23 protein-coding genes are annotated in these 22,050 nt (G+C 70.9%); 10 read left to right on the top strand and 13 right to left on the bottom strand.

Annotation, left to right across the window (positions count from 1 at the left end; all coding sequences use genetic code 11):
- Positions 1 to 101: 101 nt before the first annotated feature.
- Complete coding sequence (locus tag ACFQV6_RS07305; protein WP_378026567.1) at positions 102 to 1,211, top strand: acetyl-CoA C-acetyltransferase; 1,110 nt, start codon at positions 102 to 104, stop codon at positions 1,209 to 1,211.
- An 18-nt stretch (positions 1,212 to 1,229) separates the two neighbouring features.
- Here the strand turns inward: ACFQV6_RS07305 and ACFQV6_RS07300 are convergent, their stop codons facing one another.
- From ACFQV6_RS07300 to ACFQV6_RS07285, 4 genes are read right to left on the bottom strand one after another with little or no spacing between them, the layout of a single operon-like run.
- Entirely contained in the window at positions 1,230 to 2,279 is a 1,050-nt protein-coding gene (locus ACFQV6_RS07300; RefSeq protein WP_378026566.1) for an NAD(P)H-dependent flavin oxidoreductase, read from the bottom strand.
- Positions 2,276 to 2,968: a CoA-transferase subunit beta gene (locus ACFQV6_RS07295; protein WP_378026565.1), complete on the bottom strand. Its 693-nt coding sequence runs from the start codon at positions 2,966 to 2,968 to the stop codon at positions 2,276 to 2,278. Before ACFQV6_RS07295 ends, ACFQV6_RS07300 begins: the two co-directional genes overlap by 4 nt.
- Positions 2,965 to 3,822: a CoA transferase subunit A gene (locus tag ACFQV6_RS07290; protein WP_378026564.1), complete on the bottom strand. Its 858-nt coding sequence runs from the start codon at positions 3,820 to 3,822 to the stop codon at positions 2,965 to 2,967. Before ACFQV6_RS07290 ends, ACFQV6_RS07295 begins: the two co-directional genes overlap by 4 nt.
- Positions 3,819 to 4,571, bottom strand: coding sequence for an enoyl-CoA hydratase family protein (locus tag ACFQV6_RS07285; RefSeq protein ID WP_378026563.1), 753 nt, complete (start codon positions 4,569 to 4,571; stop codon positions 3,819 to 3,821). Before ACFQV6_RS07285 ends, ACFQV6_RS07290 begins: the two co-directional genes overlap by 4 nt.
- 47 nt (positions 4,572 to 4,618) lie before the next feature.
- On the opposite strand from ACFQV6_RS07285, the gene ACFQV6_RS07280 reads away from it, so the two are divergent.
- The 3 genes from ACFQV6_RS07280 to ACFQV6_RS07270 are packed head-to-tail and all read left to right on the top strand — an operon-like array spanning position 4,619 to position 7,987.
- Positions 4,619 to 5,344: an SDR family oxidoreductase gene (locus ACFQV6_RS07280; RefSeq protein WP_378026562.1), complete on the top strand. Its 726-nt coding sequence runs from the start codon at positions 4,619 to 4,621 to the stop codon at positions 5,342 to 5,344.
- 34 nt (positions 5,345 to 5,378) lie between these two features.
- Positions 5,379 to 6,887, top strand: a complete 1,509-nt coding sequence (locus ACFQV6_RS07275) for an aldehyde dehydrogenase family protein (RefSeq protein WP_378026561.1) — start codon at positions 5,379 to 5,381, stop codon at positions 6,885 to 6,887.
- Between the two features lie 50 nt (positions 6,888 to 6,937).
- Positions 6,938 to 7,987, top strand: coding sequence for an MBL fold metallo-hydrolase (locus ACFQV6_RS07270; protein ID WP_378026560.1), 1,050 nt, complete (start codon positions 6,938 to 6,940; stop codon positions 7,985 to 7,987).
- On the opposite strand, the gene ACFQV6_RS07265 is transcribed toward ACFQV6_RS07270, so the two are convergent.
- The 5 genes from ACFQV6_RS07265 to ACFQV6_RS07245 form a co-directional block, all read right to left on the bottom strand.
- The gene (locus ACFQV6_RS07265) at positions 7,973 to 8,581 is read right to left on the bottom strand and encodes a TetR/AcrR family transcriptional regulator (protein WP_378026559.1); all 609 of its coding nucleotides are present in this window, start codon (positions 8,579 to 8,581) and stop codon (positions 7,973 to 7,975) included. The two genes, ACFQV6_RS07270 and ACFQV6_RS07265, sit on opposite strands and share 15 nt — an antisense overlap.
- Before the next feature lie 23 nt (positions 8,582 to 8,604).
- Positions 8,605 to 9,060, bottom strand: coding sequence for a pyridoxamine 5'-phosphate oxidase family protein (locus ACFQV6_RS07260; RefSeq protein ID WP_378026558.1), 456 nt, complete (start codon positions 9,058 to 9,060; stop codon positions 8,605 to 8,607).
- A 5-nt stretch (positions 9,061 to 9,065) separates the two neighbouring features.
- Positions 9,066 to 9,983, bottom strand: coding sequence for an SDR family NAD(P)-dependent oxidoreductase (locus tag ACFQV6_RS07255; RefSeq protein ID WP_378026557.1), 918 nt, complete (start codon positions 9,981 to 9,983; stop codon positions 9,066 to 9,068).
- A gap of 21 nt (positions 9,984 to 10,004) precedes the next feature.
- Positions 10,005 to 10,766, bottom strand: coding sequence for a glucose 1-dehydrogenase (locus ACFQV6_RS07250; RefSeq protein WP_378026689.1), 762 nt, complete (start codon positions 10,764 to 10,766; stop codon positions 10,005 to 10,007).
- A 169-nt stretch (positions 10,767 to 10,935) separates the two neighbouring features.
- Positions 10,936 to 11,547 carry a TetR/AcrR family transcriptional regulator gene (locus ACFQV6_RS07245; RefSeq protein WP_378026556.1) on the bottom strand — a complete coding sequence of 204 codons (612 nt, stop codon included), beginning with the start codon at positions 11,545 to 11,547 and terminating at the stop codon, positions 10,936 to 10,938.
- 104 nt (positions 11,548 to 11,651) lie between these two features.
- Here ACFQV6_RS07245 and ACFQV6_RS07240 point away from each other — a divergent pair, with 104 nt between their 5' ends.
- The 3 genes from ACFQV6_RS07240 (at position 11,652) to ACFQV6_RS07230 (ending at position 14,767) form a co-directional block, all read left to right on the top strand.
- On the top strand, positions 11,652 to 12,734 hold the full coding sequence (locus tag ACFQV6_RS07240) for an alcohol dehydrogenase catalytic domain-containing protein (protein ID WP_378026555.1): 1,083 nt from the start codon (positions 11,652 to 11,654) through the stop codon (positions 12,732 to 12,734).
- Complete coding sequence (locus ACFQV6_RS07235) at positions 12,734 to 13,771, top strand: LLM class F420-dependent oxidoreductase (protein ID WP_378026554.1); 1,038 nt, start codon at positions 12,734 to 12,736, stop codon at positions 13,769 to 13,771. Before ACFQV6_RS07240 ends, ACFQV6_RS07235 begins: the two co-directional genes overlap by 1 nt.
- 213 nt (positions 13,772 to 13,984) lie before the next feature.
- The gene (locus tag ACFQV6_RS07230) at positions 13,985 to 14,767 is read left to right on the top strand and encodes a sigma 54 modulation/S30EA ribosomal C-terminal domain-containing protein (RefSeq protein ID WP_378026553.1); all 783 of its coding nucleotides are present in this window, start codon (positions 13,985 to 13,987) and stop codon (positions 14,765 to 14,767) included.
- Here the strand turns inward: ACFQV6_RS07230 and ACFQV6_RS07225 are convergent.
- From ACFQV6_RS07225 to ACFQV6_RS07210, 4 genes are all read right to left on the bottom strand, one after another.
- Positions 14,728 to 15,771, bottom strand: a complete 1,044-nt coding sequence (locus ACFQV6_RS07225) for an NAD(P)-dependent alcohol dehydrogenase (RefSeq protein WP_378026552.1) — start codon at positions 15,769 to 15,771, stop codon at positions 14,728 to 14,730. The genes ACFQV6_RS07230 and ACFQV6_RS07225 overlap by 40 nt on opposite strands.
- Before the next feature lie 64 nt (positions 15,772 to 15,835).
- Positions 15,836 to 16,495 (bottom strand): response regulator, encoded by a 660-nt coding sequence (locus tag ACFQV6_RS07220; RefSeq protein WP_378026551.1) that lies wholly within the window; start codon positions 16,493 to 16,495, stop codon positions 15,836 to 15,838.
- Between the two features lie 43 nt (positions 16,496 to 16,538).
- Entirely contained in the window at positions 16,539 to 17,594 is a 1,056-nt protein-coding gene (locus ACFQV6_RS07215) for a sensor histidine kinase (protein ID WP_378026550.1), read from the bottom strand.
- Between the two features lie 651 nt (positions 17,595 to 18,245).
- Positions 18,246 to 19,187: a polysaccharide lyase family 1 protein gene (locus ACFQV6_RS07210; protein WP_378026549.1), complete on the bottom strand. Its 942-nt coding sequence runs from the start codon at positions 19,185 to 19,187 to the stop codon at positions 18,246 to 18,248.
- A 258-nt stretch (positions 19,188 to 19,445) separates the two neighbouring features.
- Between ACFQV6_RS07210 and ACFQV6_RS07205 the strand changes: the two genes are divergently transcribed.
- Genes ACFQV6_RS07205 through ACFQV6_RS07195 form a run of 3 tightly spaced genes read left to right on the top strand, consistent with a single transcriptional unit; the run spans position 19,446 to position 21,952 of the window.
- Positions 19,446 to 19,904: a DUF1772 domain-containing protein gene (locus ACFQV6_RS07205; protein WP_378026548.1), complete on the top strand. Its 459-nt coding sequence runs from the start codon at positions 19,446 to 19,448 to the stop codon at positions 19,902 to 19,904.
- 37 nt (positions 19,905 to 19,941) lie between these two features.
- Entirely contained in the window at positions 19,942 to 21,288 is a 1,347-nt protein-coding gene (locus ACFQV6_RS07200) for a TrkH family potassium uptake protein (protein WP_378026547.1), read from the top strand.
- Positions 21,281 to 21,952 (top strand): potassium channel family protein, encoded by a 672-nt coding sequence (locus ACFQV6_RS07195; protein ID WP_378026546.1) that lies wholly within the window; start codon positions 21,281 to 21,283, stop codon positions 21,950 to 21,952. The genes ACFQV6_RS07200 and ACFQV6_RS07195 overlap by 8 nt, the downstream gene beginning before the upstream one ends.
- Positions 21,953 to 22,050 lie beyond the last annotated feature (98 nt).

Genomic DNA, 22,050 nt, shown 5'->3' with positions numbered 1-22,050 from the left:
GCCCCGCTCCGCGAGAGGAGAGTAAAAAGTAAGGGGTACGAGTAGGGAGTAAGTTAGAACACGTTCTACTAGTAGACCGAGCCTGCGGGAGGTCGTCAACAGTGGACGCGTTTCTGGTTGGTGCGGCGCGCACCCCGGTCGGCCGTCGCGGCGGCATCCTCTCCGGCGTGCATCCCGCTGATCTGGCCGGTGGTGTCATCAGCGCGGTGCTGGCGAGGACGGGCGCCGATCCGGCCGCGATCGACGATGTGGTGCTCGGCTGTGTCGACACGCTCGGCCCGCAGTCCGGCGACATCGCCCGGACAGCTTGGCTTGCTGCCGGGCTTCCGGAACATGTTCCCGGCGTGACAGTCGACCGGCAGTGCGGTTCCGGTCAGCAGGCGGTCCACTTCGCCGCTCAGGCCGTCGCGAGCGGCACCGCGGATCTGGTGGTGGCCGGCGGGGTGCAGAGCATGAGCCAGGTGCCGATCGGCAGCGCGATGACTCCCGACGGGCCCTACCGGGGCTCCACCGGCTGGTCCGCCCGTTACGGCGATCAAGAGATCAGCCAGTTCAAGAGCGCTGACGACATCGCGATGAAGTGGGCGATCAGCCGCACCGAGATGGAGCAGTTCGCGCTCGAATCCCACGAGAAGGCGTTGAAAGCCCACGTCCAGGACGAGATCGTCGGCGACGAAACGGATGAATGCCCACGCCGTGGCACCTCGGCCGAGAAGATGGCCGCGCTGAAGCCCCTCCGCGAGGGCGGGCTGACCACAGCCGCCACCTCCAGCCAGATCGCCGACGGGGCCGCCGCGCTGCTGGTCGCCTCCCGCCGGGCCGTGCGCCGCCACAACCTGGCGCCGAGGGCTCGCATCCACCACATCTCCGCCCGCGGCGACGACCCGATCCTGATGCTGACCGCACCGATCGCCGCCACCGCGCACGCCCTGCGCCGCACCGGCCTCACGATCGCCGACATCGACCGCTTCGAGGTCAACGAGGCCTTCGCCAGTGTCGTGCTGGCCTGGCTGCGCGAGACCGGCGCCGACCCGGCGAAGGTGAACGTCAACGGCGGAGCGATCGCTCTCGGACACCCGCTCGGCGCAACCGGGGCACGCCTGCTCACCGGCCTGCTGCACGAACTCGAGCGCGGCGGCGGACGCTACGGCCTGCTCACCATGTGCGAGGGCGGCGGCCAGGCAAACGTGACGATCATCGAGCGAGTCTGAAGCCGGCCGCAAAAGCGATCATCGAACGCTGTTGACCCTCTCCAGCACCGCGGCGGCCTCCTTCATGATCCGGTCGATCAGCTCGGCGCACGACGGGAGATCATCGATCACTCCGGCGACCTGACCCGCGGACATCACGCCGTACTCCGGACGCCCTTCCACCATCGCCGTGCGCAACAGGACCGGCGTGCTCGCCGCCATCATGGTCTGCGCCCAGCTCAGCTCGCGTCCGTGCCGTGCCGCGCGCCCGGCACGCACGACCTGCCGCCACGAGAGCCCGGCGAGCCGGCGAAACGCGACCGCGTGCCGGGCCGACCTCAGCAGCGCGGTCACCCTCCCCGATCGTTCCAAATTCTTGATGTACGGCGTGAGCAGCACCCGATGCGGCACACCGTCCACCTTTGTCGTGACCACCGTCCCCGTCACCGGCGCGTCCAGATAGAGCTGCTTGACCCGCATCCCCACCGGACTCTCCGCGGTGAGCAGGAACCGGGTACCCATCGCGATGCCACCCGCCCCGTACGCGAGCGCCGCCACCAGCCCCCGCCCGTCGAAGAAGCCACCCGCCGCCACCACCGGGATGCCCACCGCGTCCACCACCTGCGGCAACAGCAGGGTCGTCGGCACCGCACCGGTGTGCCCGCCGCCCTCGCCGCCCTGCACGAGGACCGCGTCGGCGCCCCACCCGGCCACCTTCTCGGCGTGCCGGCGCGCACCGACCGACGGCATCGTGAGCACCCCGTTGCCGGCGCACCGGCGGATCAGGTCGCGGTCCGGTGCCAGGGCGAACGAGGCGAGCCTGACCTTCTCCCGGATCAGCAGGTCGACGCGCTCGCGGGCGTCGGGCGCGTCGGCGCGCAGGTTGACGCCGAACGGTGCCCCGGTCCGTTCCCTGATCCGGTGGATGGTGTCCCGCAGCTCGCCGAGGCTCATCGTGGCGGAGGCGACGATGCCGAATCCGCCGGCACCGGAGACCGCCGAGACCAGGCCGGCTCCCGCCACGTACCCCATACCGGTCTGCACGATCGGATGCCGGCAGCCGAGCAGATCGGTGAGCGCCGTCCTCACCGGACCTCTCCCTCCCGCAGGCCGTCCGGGTCCAGGTGCTCGCGCAGCAGCGACAGCTCCTCGGCCGTCGGCTCGCGGGTCCGCGGAACCTCGTCCGGGATCGTCAGCGGGAATCCCGTGGCGGTGACGACGTCGTCCACGGTGACGCCGGGGTGGACCGAGCGCAGCCGCATCGACCGGTCGGGGGTGGCGAAGTCGAGCACGGCGAGGTCGGTGACGATCAGGCGGATCTCGTACGCGCCCCTGTCGTGACCAATCCCGGACACCATGTCAACCTGCTCGACGAACACGCGGGGCGAGTGCCGTGGAACCCAGTAGCTGGTCGGATGGTTGACCGTGTTCCCGGGTGCACCGCGCACACCGAGCAGCTGCGATGTGGGCCGGTGCCAGTCGCCGATGCAGGAGATGTTCTGGTTGCCCCACCGGTCGAGCTGGCTCGCACCCATCATCACGTGCCGCCGGCCGGCCGCGACCATCGTGAAGACCGCCCGATATGGCAACCAGCCCTCCACCTGCTCGTCCCGCAGCAGGGTGGCCTCACCGTCGGTGACCAGCAGGTCGGGGGAGAAGGTGAGCTGGGCCAGCCGGGCGCCGAGCTTCGGAATCAGCCCGGCGTAGCTCGCCAGCACCGCCCCGTCACCACGCCACGCCTCGGCACACGCCACCACGCACACGTCCGCCCTGGTCATCGCGGAACCGCCGGCTGTCCAGAAGCCGCCGGAACGTGCCTGATCGCCCGCTGATAGCCGGCCTCGTCCGAGTCGAGGTAGCGGGCCCGGAACGTCTCCCAATCCGCTGTCGCATACTCCCGCTGGAACGCCTCGTCCCGCCCGTAATCGGGTTCGCAGCTGGTGAAGTGCGCCCCGTGCGGTGTCTCGACCACCGCGTCGACCATCGACCGGTTGACCAGCAACGTCTGCGGCGGACCGCTCCCCACCAGCTCCGCGGTGCTCACGATCCGCTCGCAGGAGAGGAAACGGCGTTTCGCGGCCAGGCAGAACAGGTCGTCGAAGTACGGGTCCGGGCCGAGGTAGCGGCCGTTGCCGGCGGCGTCCGCCCGGTTCAGATGGATCAGCGCGACGTCGAGGTGGACCGCGGGCATGGCGACCAGCTCGGTGTCGTCCGGATAGGGGGAGCGGATCGTCCGCAGCGTCGGGTTGATCCGCAGAACGTCGGAGCCGAGGCCGGCCCGGATCGGCAGGAACGGCAGCCGGTTCGCCGCCGCGAGCAGTCCCCAGTAGAGCATCCCCTCGTCGTATTCGGTCAGCTCGACGGTGCCGGCGCTGCGGGCCCGCCGGAAGTGCGGTTCCAGGGGGATGCTGTCCAGCGACACGAAGCCCGTGACCACGCGGCTCACGCACCCGGCAGCGAGCAGGATTCCGGCGTCGGGTCCTCCGTACGTCACCAGGGTCAGATCTTTGAGGCCGGACCGGGCGATGGCCCGGACCAGCGCCATGGGTTTGCGGCGTGATCCCCAGCCGCCGACGCCGACGGTCATGCCGTCACGCAGCTCGCCCACGACGTCGTTGATGCTGACCCTCATTCGCCCGCCCCCTGTCCGCCGTCGACGAATCGCTGCCGGGCCCGGTCTCCCGCGCCGTTGAGGTTGAGCTCGAAGGTGAAGCCCTGCTCGAACCGGTAGGAGCGCTTCACGTCGATCGGGTCGATCCCGTTGAGCGACTCCTTCGCCCGCCTGATGACCAGCGGATCCTTGCTCGCGATCTCCTCGGCGACACGGGTCGCGGCGCGGCGGAGACCGGCTGCGGGCACCACCTCCAGGACCGTCCCGAAGCGGTGCAGCTCCCGCGCGGTGACCGGCCGGCAGGTGTAGACCATGGTGCGCATCAGCTGGTGCGGAACGAGGCGGGCCAGGTGCGTCGCCGCACCGAGTGCGCCGCGGTCCACCTCGGGCAGCCCGAACGTGGCGTCGTCGGAGGCCACCACCAGGTCGGCGTTGCCGACCAGGCCGACACCGCCGCCCAGGCAGAAACCGTGCACCGCGGCGATCACCGGCACCGGGCAGTCGTAGACCGCCGCGAACGCCGCGGCACACCCCCGGTTGGCGGCGAGCAGCGCGCCGTGCCCCTCGGTCCGCTGCATCTCCTTGATGTCGACGCCGGCGCAGAAGCCGCGGCCGTCGGCGGCGAGGACGACGGCGCGGGTGCGCGGGTCGGCGCCGGCGGCGGTCAGCGCCTCGGCCAGCGCGTGCCAGCCCGCCGCCGGGACCGCGTTGACCGGCGGGAAGTCGATCACCACCTCGGCGACGGCGCCGCGTTGCAGGTGCACGCCCATGCCGCGAAGCCTAACCTAGCGCTTGCTTGGGTAGCTAGGCTCAGCCGATGGACCCTCTCGACTTCACCGGCCGGGCCGTGGTCGTCACCGGCGGCACCCGCGGCATCGGCGCGGCCATCGCGCACGCCTTCCGGGCCGCCGGGGCCGACGTGCTGGTCTGCGGGCGCTCGCCGTCGGACGTGCCGGGTTTCATGCGGGCCGACGTGCGCGACCCGGAGCAGGCCGCCGCGCTGATCGGTGCCGCGGTGGACCGGTTCGGGCGCCTCGACGTGCTGGTCAACAATGCCGGCGGCAGCCCGCAGGTGCCGGCCGGGGAGGCCTCGCCGCGGCTGCACGCCAAGGTGATCGAGCTGAACCTGATCGCGCCGCTGCACGTGTCGCAGGCGGCCTACCCGGTGATGCGCGATCAGCCCGAGGGCGGGTCGATCCTGATGGTCGGGAGCGTCAGCGGCACCCGGCCCTCACCCGGTACCGCGGCCTACGGCGCCGCCAAGGCCGGCCTGCACCACCTGGCGACCACCCTGGCGGTGGAGTGGGCGCCCCTGGTCCGGGTCAACAGCCTGATCGTCGGCCCGCTCGATCCCCGGCTCGCGGCCGGGGTCGTGCCGCTGGGCCGGCCCGCGGTCCCCGGTGACGTGGCCGGTGCGTGCCTGCTGCTCTGCTCGCCGCTGGCCGGGTACGTGAGCGGCGCCGCCCTCGCCGTGCACGGCGGCGGAGAGTGGCCGGCGTACCTGGCGGAGTTCCGGGGCGCGGCGTACCCTCCGCAGAAATAGAACGAGTTCCAGTTTCTGTCGGCGGAGGTGCCGCGTGGTTCTCTCGATCAAGACGAAGCGTGACGAGATGGGTCTGTCCACCGGGGAGTTGCTGGTCGGCGGGACATGGCAGGCGTCGGCCGACGGTCGCACGTGGACGCATCCGCACCCGGCCACCGGCGAGGACGTCGGTGCGTTCGCCGTCGCGACCGCTGTGGACGTGGACGCGGCAGTCGGCGCTGCTCGCCGCGCGTTCGACGAGGGGCCGTGGCCACGGATGCGGGCCAAGGAGCGGATCCGGATCCTGCGGCGGATCGCCGACGAGATCCGGGCGCACGCGACCGAGCTCCAGGCGCTGGTGGCCCTCGACAACGGGGTCCCGGTGAGCTTCGGGGAGACGTACGCGATGTCTGTCGAATGCGTCGCGGACGTCTTCGACCACCACGCCGGCTGGGTCGACAAGATCGGCGGCGAGACGCTACCCGGTTACCAGGGTGGTGAGCATCTGGTCCTCACCCTGCGCGAGCCGATCGGCGTGGTCGCCGCGATCATCCCGTGGAACGGTCCGCTGCTGCTCGCCGCCCAGAAACTCGCACCCGCCCTCGCCACCGGGTGCACCGTGGTCCTCAAGCCGTCCGAGTTCGCCACCTTCTCCGCGCTGCGGCTGGCCCGCATCGTCGAGGAGGCCGGCCTGCCGCCGGGCGTGCTGAACGTGGTCACCGGCCCCGGCGAGCCCACCGGCGACGCGCTGATCAACCACCCGCTGGTCGACAAGATCACGTTCACCGGCAGCCGTGCGGTCGGCCGCAAGGTCCTCGAGGCCGCGGCGAACGGGATCCGGCGTACCAGCCTGGAACTCGGCGGCAAGAGCCCGTCGCTGGTCTTCCCCGACGCCGACGTCTATGCGGCCGCCACCACCACGATGGGCACGGTCACCCTCGGCCTCTCCGGTCAGGCCTGCGTCGCGCACACCCGGGCGCTGGTGCACCGCGAGGTCTACGACGAGTTCCTGGCGATCGTCGAGGCGATGGCCGCCCTGGTCAACTACGGCGACCCGTTCCACCCGGAGACCACCGCGTCCCCGCTGATCAACGAGCGGCAGATGAACCGGGTCCTCGGCTACATCGAGCGCGGCCGGGCCGAGGGTGCCCGGCTGGTCACCGGCGGCGGCCGGGCGGACGGCGAGCTGGCGTCCGGCAACTTCGTCCAGCCGACGGTCTTCGCCGACGTGAGCAACGACCACACCATCGCCCGCGAGGAGATCTTCGGGCCGGTCCTGGCGGTGGTCCCGTTCACCGACGAGGACGAGGCGATCCGGCTGGCCAACGACACGTCGTACGGGCTGGCCGCCACGGTCTGGACCAGCGACGTGCGGCGGGCGATGCGGCTGACCCGGGCAGTCCGCGCCGGTACGGTCGGCATCAACGGCTACCAGCTGGAACCGCACGTGGAGTTCGGCGGGTTCGGCCAGTCCGGGCTGGGCCGCGAGGGCGGGCGCACCGCGATCGAGGCGTACACCGAGGTGAAGACGGTCCTGATCCCCACCACTGACGAAATGATGTGAGGTCGGCTATCGTTCCTTCCTAGACGACAGTCGTCTAGGAAGGGAGTTCCGTGGCAGGCGTAGAGGTCCTCGGCGAAGCACAGCAGGCGGCCTGGCGCGCGCGGACGCTGCCGCCGGTGGAGCGCCTGGCCGGCGGCCTCGTCTCGGTGGCCGTGCCGATCCCGGACAACCCCCTGCGCTACACGCTCACCTACCTGGTCCCCGGCGACCACGGCCTGATCGTGGTCGACCCCGGCTGGGACAGCGACGTGGGCTGGAACGCCCTGCGCGCCGGCCTCGCCGTCGCCGGAGCCCGCCTCGGTGACGTCACCGGCATCGTCCTCACCCACGTGCACCCCGACCACCACGGGCTCACCGGCCGGCTCCGCCGCGCCTCCGGGGCCTGGGTCGCCATGCACCCCGCCGAACGCGCCTCGCTGGTGCGCGACCAGCACACCGGGGCACGCGAGGGCCTCGCCCGCTGGCTCCGGACCTTCCACGCGCCCGAGGCGGAGATCAGCCACCTGCTCAGCACGTTCGGCGCCGAGGCGGACCGGCATCTGGCCCCGCTCACCGACGCCGACGTGCTCCTCGAGGACGGCGACCTGGTGCCGCTCGCCGGCCGGCGGCTGCGGGCCGTCTGGACGCCCGGCCACACCCCCGGGCACCTGTGCCTGCTCGAACCGGACGCCCGCCTGCTCCTCACCGGCGACCACCTGCTGCCCCGGATTAGCCCCAACGTCGGCCTGCAGCTCGACGGTGACGACACCGCGCTCTCCCGTTACCTCGACTCCCTCGCGAAGCTGGCCGAATACGACTGGTGCGCCGCCCTGCCCGCCCACGAGTACCGGTTCCGGGGCATCGCCGCCCGCGCGGCCGAGCTGACCGGCCACCACCGGCAGCGCTGTGCCGAGATCCTCGAGACGGTCGACCGGCTCGGCACCCCCACGATGTGGGAGCTCGCCGCGAGTTTGAGCTGGTCCCGGCCGTGGGACCAGATCGGCCCGATGAAGGTCGGCGCCGTCGCGGAGACCGCCGCGCACGTTGACCTGCTGGTCGCCGCCGGTGAACTCGCCCGGCGGTCCGGAACCGTTGTGCCCCGAGCCTCAGCCGGCCGGTGAGACACAGGCGAGCACGAAGTCGACAAGCTCCTCCGCGTACGCGTCGGCACCCGCTGCCACCTGCGGGCGCAACCGTGCCGGGGTGGCCAGCGCATGGCTCAGCGCGCCGCCGCTGATGCAGTCGAGCAGCATCGTCGCCCGCGTCTGCTCGCCCAGCTGACCCCGCTCGATACCGCGCCGCACGATCGCCCGGCCGGCCGTGGCCTGCGACTGCAGGAACCGGTCCAGGTGCTCCCGCCCCGACGGGATGCTCTCCGCCTCCACCATCAGCCGCAGCACCGCGCCGCCCGCCTCGTCCAGGAACGTGTGCAGCACCTGCCGGGCCAGCATCACCAGGTCGTCGCGGACCGAGCCGGTGTCGATGTCGCGAACGCCGGAGAGCCGGGTGGCCAGGACCGCGGCGAGCAGCGCCTCCTTGTTCGGCCAGCGCAGATAGATGGACGCCTTGCCGACACCCGCCTTGCGAGCCACCGCGTCGACCGAGAAGCGGGCCCAGCCCTCGGCGCCGTACACCTCGGCCGCCGCCCGGGTGATCCGCGCGTCGACCTCCGGATCGCGCGGTCGTCCCTGCGGGGTGACGGGGGAGGCGGACATGACTGAGCAGTCTAGACAGCCGATCAGGTGAGGAGCTTGCGATGATCCCAGCTGGCCACCCGTACCGGCTCCACCAGATAGGCGGAGCGCTTCGGTGCGGCGTGCGCGACGTAGGTGGCGAGCGCGTCCCGCGGCACGTCCGGCATCCGGCCGGCGATCAGGGCGCCGATCTCGGTGACCCCGGCCAGGTCGTCGATCCGCTCGACCGTACCGGCGACCTGCACACCGCGCAGCTCGAAGTAGTCGTCGCCGTCCTCGACCAGGCAGGTGACGCGCGGATCGCGGGCCAGGTTGAGCGCCTTGCGCGAGGAGCGGTAGGTCCAGAAGGCGATCCGGCCTTCGGCCAGGCCGAAGAACATCGTGACCAGGTGCGGGCTTCCGTCCGGGTTGATCGTGGCCAAGTGCATCTTTCTCGCGTACGAGAGAAGCGCGCTCACTTCCGGATCAGTCATCGTCACGGTGTCGCGCTGACTGGCCATGCTGCCTATTCCTCTCCGAACGTCGACCCGGCGAGGGGCAGGGTCTGTTCGCAGACGAACCCGGGGCGGGGCGGATCGTCGGTGAACACCGTGGCGAGGGCGGCGTCGAGTTCGGTGACCGTCCACTGTCCGCTCGCGGCGTGGAAGGTGGACCGGACGGTCGGCGGGCCGAGCAGCGCCACCACGTCGCCGTGCACCACGAACACCTCGCCGGTGACCCGGGCGGCGGCCGGGCCGGACAGGTAGGTGACGAGCGGGGCGACCCGTTCCGGTGCCATCGGGTCGGGACCGTCCGGGGGCGGGCCCATCAGGTCGCCGGTCATCGAGGTGCGGGCGCGGGGGCAGATGACGTTCGCCCGTACCCCATATCTGCCGCAACCCCGCGCGGTCGCGAGAGTCAGTGCGACGATGCCGCCCTTGGCGGCAGCGTAGTTGGGCTGGCCGGCCGAACCCAGAAGGAAGGCCTCCGAGGCGGTGTTGACGATCCTCGCGTACGCGGGAGCGCCCTCCGCCTTGCTCCGATCGCGCCAGTAGGCGGTGGCGAAGCGGGTGGTCACGAAGTGCCCGCGCAGGTGCACCCGGATCACGGTGTCCCACTCCTGCTCGGACATCGAGAACACCATCCGGTCCCGCAGCACCCCCGCGTTGTTGACCAGGATGTCCAGCCCGCCGAACATGTCAACGGCGGTCTTCGTCAGCGCCTCACCCGTCGACCAGTCGGCGACGTCACCAGGGCAGACGACCGCCTCGCCGCCCGCCGCCAAGATCCGGTCAGCGGCCTCGTCGAGCGCCGGCCCCGGCAGGTCGTTGAGCACCAGCCGCGCACCCTCGGCGGCCAGCGCGAGCGCCTCGGCCGCACCCAGCCCTTGCGCCGCACCGGTCACCACCGCGACCCGGCCGTCCAGCGTCCGTTCCCCGTCCATCACCCCTGCCCTCCGGCCCGCTCAGTAGCCCGGCCCGCTGAGCAGGCCGCCGTCGGCGAGGAACTCGGCGCCGGTGGTGTAGGAGGAGTCGTCGGAGGCCAGGAAGGCGACCAGGCGGGAGATCTCGACCGGCTCGGCGAAGCGGGCGATCGGGAGCTGCTTGAGGAAGCCGGATCCGTCCACACCGGTCATGGTCTGCGCGGCGGCCAGTGCCATCGAGGTCATCACGCCGCCGGGATGCACCGAGTTGACCCGGATGCCGAGCGGCCCGAGCTCCTGGGCGGCCGACCTGGTCAGTCCGCGGACACCGAACTTGCTGGCGCTGTAGGCGGAGAGGCCCGCCGCCCCGGCGATCCCCTCGATCGACGAGATGTTGACGATCGAGCCGCCACCGGTGGTGGTCATCGCCGGAACGACCTGCCGGATGCCGAGCCACGAACCGACCAGGTTGACCTCGAGCACCCGCCGGAAGTCGGCCGGCTCCATCTCGGTGACCGGGGCGTGCGCCAGGATGCCGGCGTTGTTGACCAGCACGTCGACCCGCCCGAACGCGGACAGCGCCGCGGCGACCACCGCCGCCCACTCGTCCTCGCTGGTCACGTCGTGGTGCACGAACCGGCAGTGCTCCGCGCCGAGCCCGTCCGCGACGGCCTGGCCCTTGTCGTCGAGCACGTCACCGATCATCACCCGCGCACCCTCGGCGACGAAGTGCCGGGCGTGCGCCTTGCCCATCCCGCGCGCGCCGCCGGTGATCACAGCCACCTTGCCGTCCAGCCGCCCCATCGCGTCCTCCCGGTGCCGGGTTGCGCCCACCAAGCGCTTGCTTGGGAGGCTAGCGCCGACACCGTTCGAACGCCACCTCCGGCCCGCTCCCCGCTCAGATCCGCAGCGTTCCGGCTCCGGCCGTGCCCATCTTCACGAGCGGCCCGGCGGGTGTGAGGCCGTGAACGGTTCAGGAGTGGGTGGGCGCGGTGATGCCGGTGAAGAGGAGGCTCAGGAGGCCGTCGATGATCTGGTCGGTGGTCCAGCCGCCGTCGCGGCTCTGCCAGGACGTGGGGATCCAGAGGATGTCGCGCAGGAGGCGGTACATCAGCCGGGCGTCCATGTCGGCGCGGAACTGGCCGGACTCCTTGCCCCGCTCCAGCTGCTCGATCCAGGTCTGCTCGATCTCCTTCATCGCCGTGCGCAGGTAGGCGAACCGTGGCTGGCCGCTGAAGTAGTTCCAGTCGTTCTGGAGCATGGTCAGCGCCGCCCGGTGCCGGCTCAGCGTCGCGGTGCTGGAGCGGACGATCTGCTCGATCGCGGCGCGCGGGTCGGTGGTGTCCCGGGTGGCGGCGCGGTATCCCTCGAGGACGTCGTCGAGGAAGGCGCTGAGCAGCTCGTCGCCGATCGACTCCTTGGAGTCGAAGTGGTGGTAGAGGCTTCCGGAGAGGATGCCCGCCGCGTCGGCGATCTCGCGTACGGTCGTGGCGCGGAAGCCCTTCTCCGCGAACAGGTCGCCGGCGAGCTGGACCAGATGCGCTCGCCGCTCCGAGGCGGGCGCGGCCTTCTTCGGGGTCGTCACCAGGCCCATTATGCTGCCCTGCCAAACGCTTGCTTGGGCAACCCCGCGCCGATAGCGTAGAACGCGTTCTACTTTTGGTGGACGCGATGCGAGGGGGTGCCGGGATGCGCGCGGCGGTTCTGCACACGATCGGCGACGAGAAGCTCGACATCCGCGACGACCTGACGGTCCTCGGCCCCGGGCCGGGCGAGGTGCACCTGCGGGTCCGGGCCTCCGGCGTCTGCCACTCCGACCTCTCCGCGATCAACGGCGGGCTGCCCCAGCCGGTGCCCGCGGTGCTCGGCCACGAGGCCGCCGGTGACGTGATCGCCGTCGGCGACGGTGTCGACGACCTGGAGCCCGGCGACCGGGTCGCGGTCAACTGGCTGCCCTCCTGCGGCACCTGCGCACACTGCCTGCGCAACGAGCCCTACCTGTGCATGACCCACGTGATGGCCGGTTACGTGATGCCCCGCTTCATGGCCGGTGACCTGCCGGTCTTCGGGATGGCCGGGTGCGGTTCGTTCGCCGAGGAGATGGTCGTTCCGCGGGCCGGCGCGGTGAAGATCGACGACGACGTGCCGTACGAGGTGGCGGCCCTGGTCGGCTGCGGGGTGACGACGGGGGTCGGCGCCGTGATCAACACGGCTCGGGTGCGGCCGGGCGACACCGTGGTGGTGATCGGCTGCGGTGGCGTGGGCATCGCCGCTGTGCAGGGCGCCCGGCTGGCCGGTGCGGCCGTGATCGTCGCCGTGGACACGGTGCCCGCCCGGCACGAGGCGGCGCGGCGGTTCGGCGCCACCCACACGGCGACCCCCGACGACCTCAGCGACCTCCAGACCGAGGTGGTTCCGGAGGGCTTCGACTACGCGTTCGACATTGTCGCCGTCCCGCAGACCCTGCGTACCGCCTGGACCGCCACCCGCCGCGGTGGCTCCGTGGTGGTCGTCGGCGCCGGGCGTTCCGAGCACAAGGTGGAGTTCAGCCCGTTCGAGCTGCTCTTCGAGGGCAAGACGATCATCCCCTCGCTGTACGGTTCGGCGGACCCGCCGCGCGACTTCGGCCGGCTGCTGGCCCTCTGGCGGGCCGGCCGGCTCGACATCGAGGGCATGATCAGCCGCCGGTTGCGCCTGGACCAGGTCGGCGACGCTCTGGCGAGCCTGGGCAGCGGGGACGTGATCCGCCAGGTCCTGGTCAGCGAGGGCTGATGCGCCTCGGGATCCAGCTGGGCTACAGCGGTGAGGGCTTCGCCGCCGCTGTCGACGAGGTGGTCGAGTTCGAGGAGGCCGGTGCCGAGCTGGTCGTGGTCCCCGAGGCGTACAGCTTCGACGCGGTGAGCCAGCTGGGCTTCCTGGCGGCGCGGACCCGGCGGATGGGGCTCGCCTCCGGCGTGATGCAGACCTACACGCGGACGCCGACACTCACCGCGATGACCGCGGCCGGGCTGGACTACGTCTCCGGCGGGCGGTTCTCGCTCGGCCTGGGTGCCTCCGGCCCGCAGGTGATCGAGGGCTTCCACGGGGTGCGGTACGACGCTCCGATCGGCCGCACCAGGGAGATCGTGGAGATCTGCCGCCGGGCCTGGCGGCGCGAGGCGCTGATCTTTTCCGGCGAGCACTACCGAATTCCGCTGCCCGGCGATTACGGCAAACCGCTCAAGCTGATCAACCGGCCGGTGCGGGAGCGCATCCCGATCCTGCTGGCCGCGATGGGCCCGCGCAACGTCGCCCTGGCCGCCGAGATCGCCGACGGCTGGCAGGCGCTGTTCCTCGACCCGGGAGCCGCGGAACGGGTGTTCGGCGAGGCGCTGTCCGACGGCCGGGCCCGCCGTGATCCCGCTCTGGGTCCACTCGACGTCTCGGTCCCCGTACCCTTCGCCCTTTCTGAACCGACGCCCGCGCTGCTGGCGCGGCACCGTGCGCAACTGGCCCTCTACCTGGGCGGAATGGGCGCCCGGGGGCGCAATTTCTCCAACGACCTGGTGCGACGTTACGGCTATCCGCGCGAGGCCGAGGCGATCCAGGATCTTTACCTGACGGGCCGCAAGGCGGAGGCCGCGGCGCGCGTGCCGGACGACCTGGTTGCCGCGACGTCTCTGGTGGGAGACAGAGATGGGGTACGGCGAAAGCTCGGTGACCTGACGGCTGCCGGCGTGACCACGGTGCTGGTGTCACCGCTGGCCGAGACCCGTGCCGAGCGTGTGAAGGACGTGGCGGGCCTTCGTCGCCTGATCGACAGCCTCTGATCTTCGACAGGCTCCGCACGAATTTATCCCATGCCGATCAGGCCGTACGGATTGCGCACGGTAGCGTTCTGGTGACAGAGTCGTTGGGCCCGCGTCGCGACGCCCTACGAGATCAGATACGGGGCCGGGGTCGAACGGTGCGGCGGGTCGCCGGTAGCTGTTCCCTTGACCGCCACCACGCCGGTGGTGGACCCCGCCCGACAAGGAAACCGCATGTCGAATCGCAGCAGTGCTGCTGTCGCCGTCCGTGGTGCTGTCACCCGTGACGAGGCGGAACACGTCCGGGACGCGGTCGGTCCCGAGATCTCCGCCGTCGGTCACCCGGTCGAACAGGCCCGGGTCCGGCTGACCCGTTACGGGGGTCGTGACCTGCCGATGTTCGTGGTCGCGCAGGTGAACGTGGTGGTCGCCGACCGGATGGTGCGCTCCCAGCTGAGCGCACCGAGCGCCGCCGAGGCCATCGACGGCGCCGCCGCGGGCCTACGCTGGCGCCTGCACCGGCTGGGCCGCCGGCTCGCCGCCGAACGCTCCGGTGACATCGGGCTGGGCCCCGCCGGCTGGCGGCCGGTCCTGCTGCCGTCCCCGGTCGGGCTCCTGAACGGCCGGACCCGGCCCTGCAAGCTGGTCCGGTCGAAATCGTGCCGCCTCGCCGTGCAGGACGTGGACGCCGCCGCCTTCACCATGGAGCTGCGCGACTACCCGTTCCACCTGTTCTCCGACGACGCCACCGGTGCGGAGAGCGTGCTCTACCGGGGCGGCCCGACCGGATACCGCCTCCTGCGCACCGTGGCCGGCCCCGAACTCAGCGGCACCGCGGTGCCGCTGACCGTGCACACCTGGCCCGCCCCGGTGCTGCTGCCGGCCCAGGCCGTCGAATCGCTCAACGCCAGCCCGGCCCGGTCCTTCGTCTTCTTCACCGACCCGGCGATCGGCCGCGGCCGCGTCCTCTACCGCCGTTACGACGGAGACCTGGCGCTGTTGTCACCGGCCTGGTGATCGGGGGTGACCGTCACGACCACCTTGGCGCGGGCGTGTTCCACCATCAGGTAGCGCATCGCCTCCGGGATCTGCTCGAATCGATAGGTCCGATCGATCACCGGGACGATCGTCTTCTCCTCGGCCAGTTCCCGCAGCGACGCCAGCACCGCCGCGTCCGGGGCGGTGTCGAGCCGGATCACCCGTCGCCGGCCCAGCCGTCCCACCGTCTGACCCGCGATGACCAGCCCCATCGGGCCCACCAGGTACGGACGGCCGGCCCGCGCCGTACCGCCCCCGCTGAGCACCAGCGTTCCATCCGGAGTCAGCGCCCGCCGGTACGCCCGCAACGGCCGGTTCGCCACCAGATCGAAGATGACGTCGAAAGTACGGCCGGAGCGGCTGAAGTCCGACGTCGTGTAGTCGATGACGTGATCCGCACCGAGCGACCGGACCAGGTCGGCGTTGCGCCCACTGCACACCGCGGTCACCTCCGCGCCGTAGGCCTTGGCGAGCTGCACCGCGAACGTGCCCACCCCGCCGGACGCCCCGTTGATCAGCACGCGCTGCCCGGCCCGCACTCCGGCCGCGTCCCGTACGCCGAGCAGCGCGGTGCCTCCCGCCAGCGGCAGCGTGGCCGCCTCCTCGAACGTCAGGTTCGCCGGTTTACGCTGCACCGCGCTCTCCGCCACGCAGGCGAACTCGGCGAACGCGCCGTCGCCCTCCCGCAGGTCACCGAAGACCTCGTCGCCCGGCGCGAACCGGGTCACCGACCGGCCGACCGCCTCCACCCGCCCGGCGAAGTCGCTGCCGCGGATGGCGTGCTTCGGCGCCCGCCATCCGAACGGCGGGAACAGCAGCCGCGCCAGGTAGGGGTCACCGCGCAAGGCGTGCCAGTCGCGGGCGTTGAGGGAGGTGGCGTTCACCCGTACCAGAAGGTGATCGTCGGCCGGAACCGGCGCTGCCACCTCGCGCAACCGCAGGGTCTCCGCCGGGCCGTAACTGTCCTGCACGAACGCTCTCATGCCTGTCATCGTCGCGGCGCGGGCGTCCACTTTCATCGGTCCCCGGTACGGTCGGCGGACCCTACTAAAGTCCGGTGCGCTTTGTCTCGTACGCCCAGATCGCGACCTCGACCCGGTTCCGGGCGCCGAGCTTGCCCATCAGGCTGGTGATGTGGGTCTTGACCGTGCTCAGCGTGATGAAGAGCTCGGCGGCGATCTCGGCGTTGGTGCGCCCGCGCGCCACCAGCGAGAGAACCTCCTCCTCGCGCTCGGTCAGCGGATCGATCGGCTGGCGTGGCGCAGAGGTGGCCGGTGCGTTGTCGGCGAAGGCCTTGAGCAGCCTGGTCGTGATGCTCGGGGCGATCAGCGCCTCACCGTCGGCGGCCGCACGGACGGCCTGGGCCAGCAGCGCGGTGCCGGCATCCTTGAGGAGGAAGCCGCGGGCGCCGGCACGCAGCGCCGCGTAGACGTACTCGTCCAGGTCGAACGTGGTGATCACGACCACCGCGAGGGGATCGGTGACCGCCGGACCGGCCAGCAGACGGGTCGCCTCGATGCCGTCGACGCCGGGCATCCGGATGTCGAACAGGCAGACGTCCGGCCGCAGCCGCCGCGCCAGATCGACGGCCTGCCGCCCGTCGGAGGCCTCGGCGATCACCTCGATGCCCGGCTGCGTGTTGAGGATGATGCTCAAACCGGTCCGCACGATCTCCTGGTCGTCGGCGACCAGCACACGAATGGTCATCCGCCGGCCGATTCCCGTGCGTCTGGTTTTCGGGCGTTGGTGGTCATGCGGCGGTCCGGGGCAGTACGGCGTCCACTGTCCAGCCGCGGTCCGGGTCGGGCCCGGCCGAACAGGTGCCGCCGACCAGACCGGCGCGTTCGCTCATGCCGGTCAATCCGTATCCCTGTGTGGCCGGCTCGCCGTCGTCGCTCACCTGAAGCCGCACGGCGGTCTCGTCCGCCGACACCCGCACGGTGATCCGGGTGGCGTGCCGGGCGTGCCGCCGGGCGTTCGTCACCGACTCCTGGGTGAGCCGGTAGAGCGCGTCCGCCACGTCCGGCGGCAGATCGTCGAGGTCCCCGGTGACCTGCACATCCACCGGCGGCCCAGCCGGCGAGCTTCCGGCGAGAGCCGCCACGTCGCGCGGGCCGTCACGCAGCATCCGCACCATCGCCCGCATCTCCGTGAGCGCCTGCGACGCCTCCGACTCGATCACCCGCAGCGCCGCCACCGCCGACTCCGGATCCGCCGGCGCCGTCGCCAGTCCTGCCTGCGCGCGGATCGCCATCGCCGACACGTGATGCGCCACGGTGTCGTGCAGATCCCGGGCGATGCGCTCCCGCTCCAGCAACTGCACCTTCTCCAGCTCCCGCAGCCGCAACCGAGCCCGGTAGCGCATCGCGATGCCGAGAGCCCCGGTCCCGAACAGGAAGACCAGCCCGGCGATCAACTCACCCGCGGAGATCTGATCGAGCGTCAGCGACAGCACCAACTTCCCGACGAAGATCGCCGCGCCCGCCACCATCTCCGGCCCCGAACCCCAGCGGAACAGCGCATAGGTCAGCAGCGACAGAAAAACGAACACGTTCATCTCGGGGTGGAACACGGCACAAGCCCCGAACGCGATCGCCACCATCAGCAACGGCCGGGTACGCCGCCACAACAGCGCAGGAACCAGCGCGACCGCCACAACCGCCCCCGCGACCTCACCGGTGGTCAGCCCCTCGGCCACCGCCACCGGAATCAGCACCGCGACCAGCACCCAGTCCCGCCAAACCCGTCCCGGCGGCCGAGGAAACGGCCGCGGCTCCCCCCAAACGGCCCCCAGCACCTCACGCATCCCCCGATCGTAGGGCCACCCCCACTCCTACCCCCACCACCCACCGGCTCACTCGGCCGGCTCACTCGGCTGGGCGTGAGCGCTGTTGCGGCGGCCGCGAGGCACCCCTGGGAGCCAGCTGGTCCGCTCGGCTGGGCGTGAGCGCTGTTGCGGCGGCCGCGAGACACCCCTGGGAGCCAGCTGGGGCGTCCAGCTTGGAGACGGGCGGGCGAAGTTGGCTTGGTGGGCGCACACGTTGGGTTGCGTGCGATCTGGGTGAGCCCATGGCGTGCCCATGGCGTTGGTAGGCGCTCACGGACGACTTGCGTGTGCGCCTACAACGCTGCGATGGCGGGTGCTGGCCCGCGCTGCGATGGCGGGGTGCTGGCCCACACTGCGACGGCGGGAGGCCTACCCAGGCTGCGGTGGCACAAGGCCCGCATGCGCTGCGATTGCTGGAGCCGCCCCGCTCACCGGAACCGGGCAAGGTTTGGGGGCAGGGATGGTCCATGCAGGGATCAAGCCTGACCGCCCTGCATGGCCATCCCTGCCCCCAAACCGTCCCCGCTCGCGTGGGTGACCAAACCGCGCAGATGGGGGGAGTGGCGGGGAAGAGAGGGCGGCGCCCTCACCCCGAACAGGGGGAGGGCGCCGCGGAAGGAAGTCGGTGGGTCAGACGCTGATACGGCCGGCGCCCGCGTTGGCCGTCACGATGGACTTGACGTTGGCGGCCGGGTCGGCGGTGTAGGAGTAGGGGATGGCTCGTACGCTGCCGCCGGTCTGGCCGCTGCCGGAGTTGACCAGCAGGTTGTTGCGGGCGACCAGGGTGCCCGGCCCGGAGGAGGCCTCGCCGAGGTGGAACGGGTCGTCCACGTTCTCGAAGGAGTTGGCCTCGACGAGTACGCCGGCGCCCTCGGTGGAGGCGACGCCGTACCCGCTGTTGCTGTTGTAGTAGTTGTTGTAGACGTGCACCGGGTTGCCGAACCGGACGCGCGGGTGACGCTGCGTCGACGCGTCGAACCAGTTGTGGTGGTAGGTCACGCGCAGGTGGCCGGTGTCCTGGCTCGCGTTGCTGTCGCTGTGACCCAGGAGCATCGACTTGTCGTGGTTGAATACGCGGTTCCACGAGACCGTGATGAAATCGGATCCGCGCTTGATGTCGACGGCTCCGTCGTAGCCGTTGCTGAAACTGTTGTGGTCGATCCAGATGTTGGTCGCCGACTCCTGCACGTTGATCGCGTCGTCGTTCCAATTCCGGAACGACAGGTTACGGATGATGACGTTGCGGTCACCGTTGACGTTGAATCCGCAGCCGACGATCGCGGCGCCCGAGTTTCCGATGATGGTCTTGTTGGAGCGGACGCGCAGCATGCCGCTGCAGCTGATGGTCCCGGACACCCGGATGTTGGCAGCGGCGGTGGAGCCGAGCGCTGACGTCAGGGCGGAGGCGCTGGTCACCGTCGTGGTCGCGGCGCTGCCGCCGCCACTGGTGCCACCGTTCTGGGTGCCCCAGCCGACCAGGTCGGTGATCCCGAGGGTCTGCACCGGTGCGGCGGACGCGTTGTGGGTGACCGTGAGGACGGTGCCCGCGAGGACGAGGGGAAGTGCGCCCACGGCGGCACCCTTGAGGAACCGAGGAATTCGGCCAGACATTTGCTGAGCTCTCTTTCGGGAGTGCGATCCGCATTCCGGGGTGCGCTCGCCGGAACGAACGTCGAGGAAACCGGCGCCCGGACTACGGATCTATGGGGGATTAGGGAGCGCTCCCAATCCCCAGAAGAACATAGGCGCCCATGGATGTGAAGAGATATCCGTTTGCAGGTTTTCTGCAAACACTGCGGTAGTGTGACCCGGACCGGGGGGAGAAGCACCTTGCTGTTGATCGCCGTCGTGATGCTCGGGCTGATGGCGGGCCTGTTCTACGCGTACGCCGGATCGGTGATGCCGGGCATCCGCCGCGCCGGTGACCGGGCCGCGGTGGAGGTCATGCAACGGATCAACGTGGCCATCCAGAACCCGCTGTTCTTCGTGCTCCTCGTCGGCTCACTGATCGCCACCGGGGTCGCCGCGTTCCAGAACGCGGACCGGTCCGAGGTGTTCGTTCCGCTGCTGGTCGCGCTGGGGCTCTACGTGGCCACCCTGGCGATCACCGGCGTGGTCAACGTCCCGCTGAACAACCGGCTGGACGCCGCCGGTGACCCCGCCGAGATCGAGGACGTCGCCGCCGTGCGCGCCGCGTTCTTCCCCCGCTGGGTCAGGTGGAACACGCTGCGCACCCTCACCAGCGCCGGCGCCTTCGTGGCGGGCTGCTGGGCCCTGTTGGAGTACTGAGCGCGTACGGAACCGGGCCCGGTGGTATTACTCATCGGTGCGATCACCTTGGCAGCATCCGGCGCGGATCGTCCCCCTCGCGTTCCTCGGCGCGATAGCGGTCGGCACCCTGCTGATGATGCTGCCCGCGGCACGCGCCGAGCCCGGTCACGCCCCCTTCGTCACCGCGCTCTTCACCGCCGCGTCCGCCGTCTGCGTCACCGGCCTCGCCGTTGTCGACACACCCACGTACTGGTCCACCTTCGGCCACGTCCTGATCACCGTGCTGTCGCAGATCGGCGGCTTCGGCATCATGACCATGGCCACCCTGCTCAGCCTGCTGGTCTCGCGCCGGCTCGGGCTGCGCGGCCGCCTTCTCGCGCAGGCCGAGAGCGCCGGCCTGGCCGGCGGGAACATCAGCGGCAGCATCGGCGGGGTGCTGCTGCGGGTAGCGGTGGTCATGCTCACTGTGGAGAGCGCCATCGCCGTCGTGCTCACGCTGCGTTTCTGGCTGACGTACGACTACTCGTTCGGCCGAGCGACATGGGAAGCCGTCTTCCACGCCGTCCAGGCGTTCAACAACGCCGGCTTCGCGCTCTACTCGGACAGCATCATCGGGTTCGTCACCGACCCGTGGATCTGCCTTCCGCTGGCCATGGGCGTGATCCTCGGCTCGATCGGCTTCCCGGTCCTGTTCGAGTTGGTACGCGAGTGGCGTACCCCCAAATGCTGGTCCACCCACACCTGGCTGACGGTCTGCGGAGGCCTTGGCCTCTCGGTTTTCGGTTTCCTGGTCTTCCTGGTCTTCGAATGGCGCAACCCGGGCACGCTCGGACCGCTCGGCACGTCGGGCAAGCTGCTCGCCGCGTTCACGCAGGACGTGATGACCCGGTCGGGCGGGTTCAACAGCGTCGACCTGGGCCGGATGAACAGCGAGACGATCGCCGTCACGAACGGGCTGATGTTCATCGGCGGTGGCAGCGCCAGCACCGCCGGCGGCATCAAGTTGACGACGTTCCTGCTGCTGGCGTACGTGATCTGGGCGGAGATCCGCGGTGAGCCGGACGTGGTGATCCGCAACCGCCGGATCGCCGAGGAGAGCCAGCGGCAGGCGATCACCGTGGCGCTGCTGGGTGTCGCCCTGGTCGCGGCCGGTACCGTCACCCTGGACGCGCTGACCGTCGACATCCCGTTCGACCGGGCGCTGTTCGAGGTGACCTCGGCCTTCGCCACCGTCGGCCTCAGCACCGGCATCACGCCACACCTGCCCGAGTCCGCCCAGATCGTCCTCGTCGTCCTGATGTACGTGGGCCGGGTCGGCACCATCGCGGTGGGTACCGCGATCGCGCTGAACACCCGTCGCCGCCGGTACCGTCACCCGGAAGGAAGGCCTCTCATTGGCTGAGAAGAAAGCGCCGCAGGGCGGGAACGTGGTCGTGATCGGCCTGGGCCGGTTCGGCAGCGCTGTCGCCGCCTCGCTGCTGGACCTCGGTTACGAGGTGCTCGGCATCGACAGCGACCCCCGCATCGTGCAGGACTGGTCGGACCGCCTGACCCAGGTGGTGGAGGCCGACTCCACCGACGAGGACGCGCTGCGCCAGCTCGGTGTCAACGAGTTCCCGCGTGCCGTGGTCGGCATCGGCACGAACCTGGAGACCAGCGTGCTGACCGTGCTCACGCTGACCGAGCTGGGCGTGCCGGAGATCTGGGCGAAGGCCACCAGCGTCAAGCACGGCAAGATCCTGTCCTCGGTCGGCGCCGATCACGTGATCTATCCCGAGGTCGAGATGGGCGAGCGGGTCGCCCACCTGATCAGCGGGCGGATGCTCGACTACATCGAGTTCGACGACGGCTTCGCGATCGCCAAGGTGCGGGCGCCGGAGGGCGCGGGCGGGCGCACCCTCGCCGAGCTCGGGCTGCGAAGCAAGTGGGGCGTCACGGTGGTCGGCACCAAACGGCCCGGCGAGGATTTCGTGTACGCGAGACCTGAGACCTCCGTACCGGAAGGCGCCGTGCTGATCGTGGCCGGGGACACCGCCAAGGTCGAGGAGTACGCCGCACGAAATTGAGCCGCCCCGCCCTGAACAGCCGCGAAGCCGAGCCGTGCAGCACTGAGCCACCGCGTAACTGAATACCGGTTTGGAGCGGGTGGACAGGGCGCGGGAGG

This window comes from Actinoplanes sp. GCM10030250, assembly GCF_042666575.1.
Lineage (GTDB): Bacteria > Actinomycetota > Actinomycetes > Mycobacteriales > Micromonosporaceae > Actinoplanes.
The sequence above is the reverse complement of the archived record's forward strand: the minus strand, read 5'-3'. Positions and strand labels throughout refer to the sequence as shown.

Excerpts from the sequence above, each read along its gene's own strand:
- ACFQV6_RS07215 (WP_378026550.1), bottom strand. The coding sequence starts at position 17,594 with ATGCGTGAGGTGCTGGGGGCCGTTTGGGGGGAGCCGCGGCCGTTTCCT.
- ACFQV6_RS07280 (WP_378026562.1), top strand. The coding sequence starts at position 4,619 with ATGGACCCTCTCGACTTCACCGGCCGGGCCGTGGTCGTCACCGGCGGC.
- ACFQV6_RS07235 (WP_378026554.1), top strand. The coding sequence starts at position 12,734 with ATGCGCCTCGGGATCCAGCTGGGCTACAGCGGTGAGGGCTTCGCCGCC.
- ACFQV6_RS07285 (WP_378026563.1), bottom strand. The coding sequence starts at position 4,571 with ATGGGCGTGCACCTGCAACGCGGCGCCGTCGCCGAGGTGGTGATCGAC.
- ACFQV6_RS07225 (WP_378026552.1), bottom strand. The coding sequence starts at position 15,771 with ATGAGAGCGTTCGTGCAGGACAGTTACGGCCCGGCGGAGACCCTGCGG.
- ACFQV6_RS07250 (WP_378026689.1), bottom strand. The coding sequence starts at position 10,766 with ATGGGGCGGCTGGACGGCAAGGTGGCTGTGATCACCGGCGGCGCGCGC.
- ACFQV6_RS07220 (WP_378026551.1), bottom strand. The coding sequence starts at position 16,495 with ATGACCATTCGTGTGCTGGTCGCCGACGACCAGGAGATCGTGCGGACC.
- ACFQV6_RS07255 (WP_378026557.1), bottom strand. The coding sequence starts at position 9,983 with ATGGACGGGGAACGGACGCTGGACGGCCGGGTCGCGGTGGTGACCGGT.
- ACFQV6_RS07295 (WP_378026565.1), bottom strand. The coding sequence starts at position 2,968 with ATGACCAGGGCGGACGTGTGCGTGGTGGCGTGTGCCGAGGCGTGGCGT.
- ACFQV6_RS07290 (WP_378026564.1), bottom strand. The coding sequence starts at position 3,822 with ATGAGGGTCAGCATCAACGACGTCGTGGGCGAGCTGCGTGACGGCATG.
- ACFQV6_RS07265 (WP_378026559.1), bottom strand. The coding sequence starts at position 8,581 with ATGTCCGCCTCCCCCGTCACCCCGCAGGGACGACCGCGCGATCCGGAG.
- ACFQV6_RS07240 (WP_378026555.1), top strand. The coding sequence starts at position 11,652 with ATGCGCGCGGCGGTTCTGCACACGATCGGCGACGAGAAGCTCGACATC.
- ACFQV6_RS07230 (WP_378026553.1), top strand. The coding sequence starts at position 13,985 with ATGTCGAATCGCAGCAGTGCTGCTGTCGCCGTCCGTGGTGCTGTCACC.
- ACFQV6_RS07260 (WP_378026558.1), bottom strand. The coding sequence starts at position 9,060 with ATGGCCAGTCAGCGCGACACCGTGACGATGACTGATCCGGAAGTGAGC.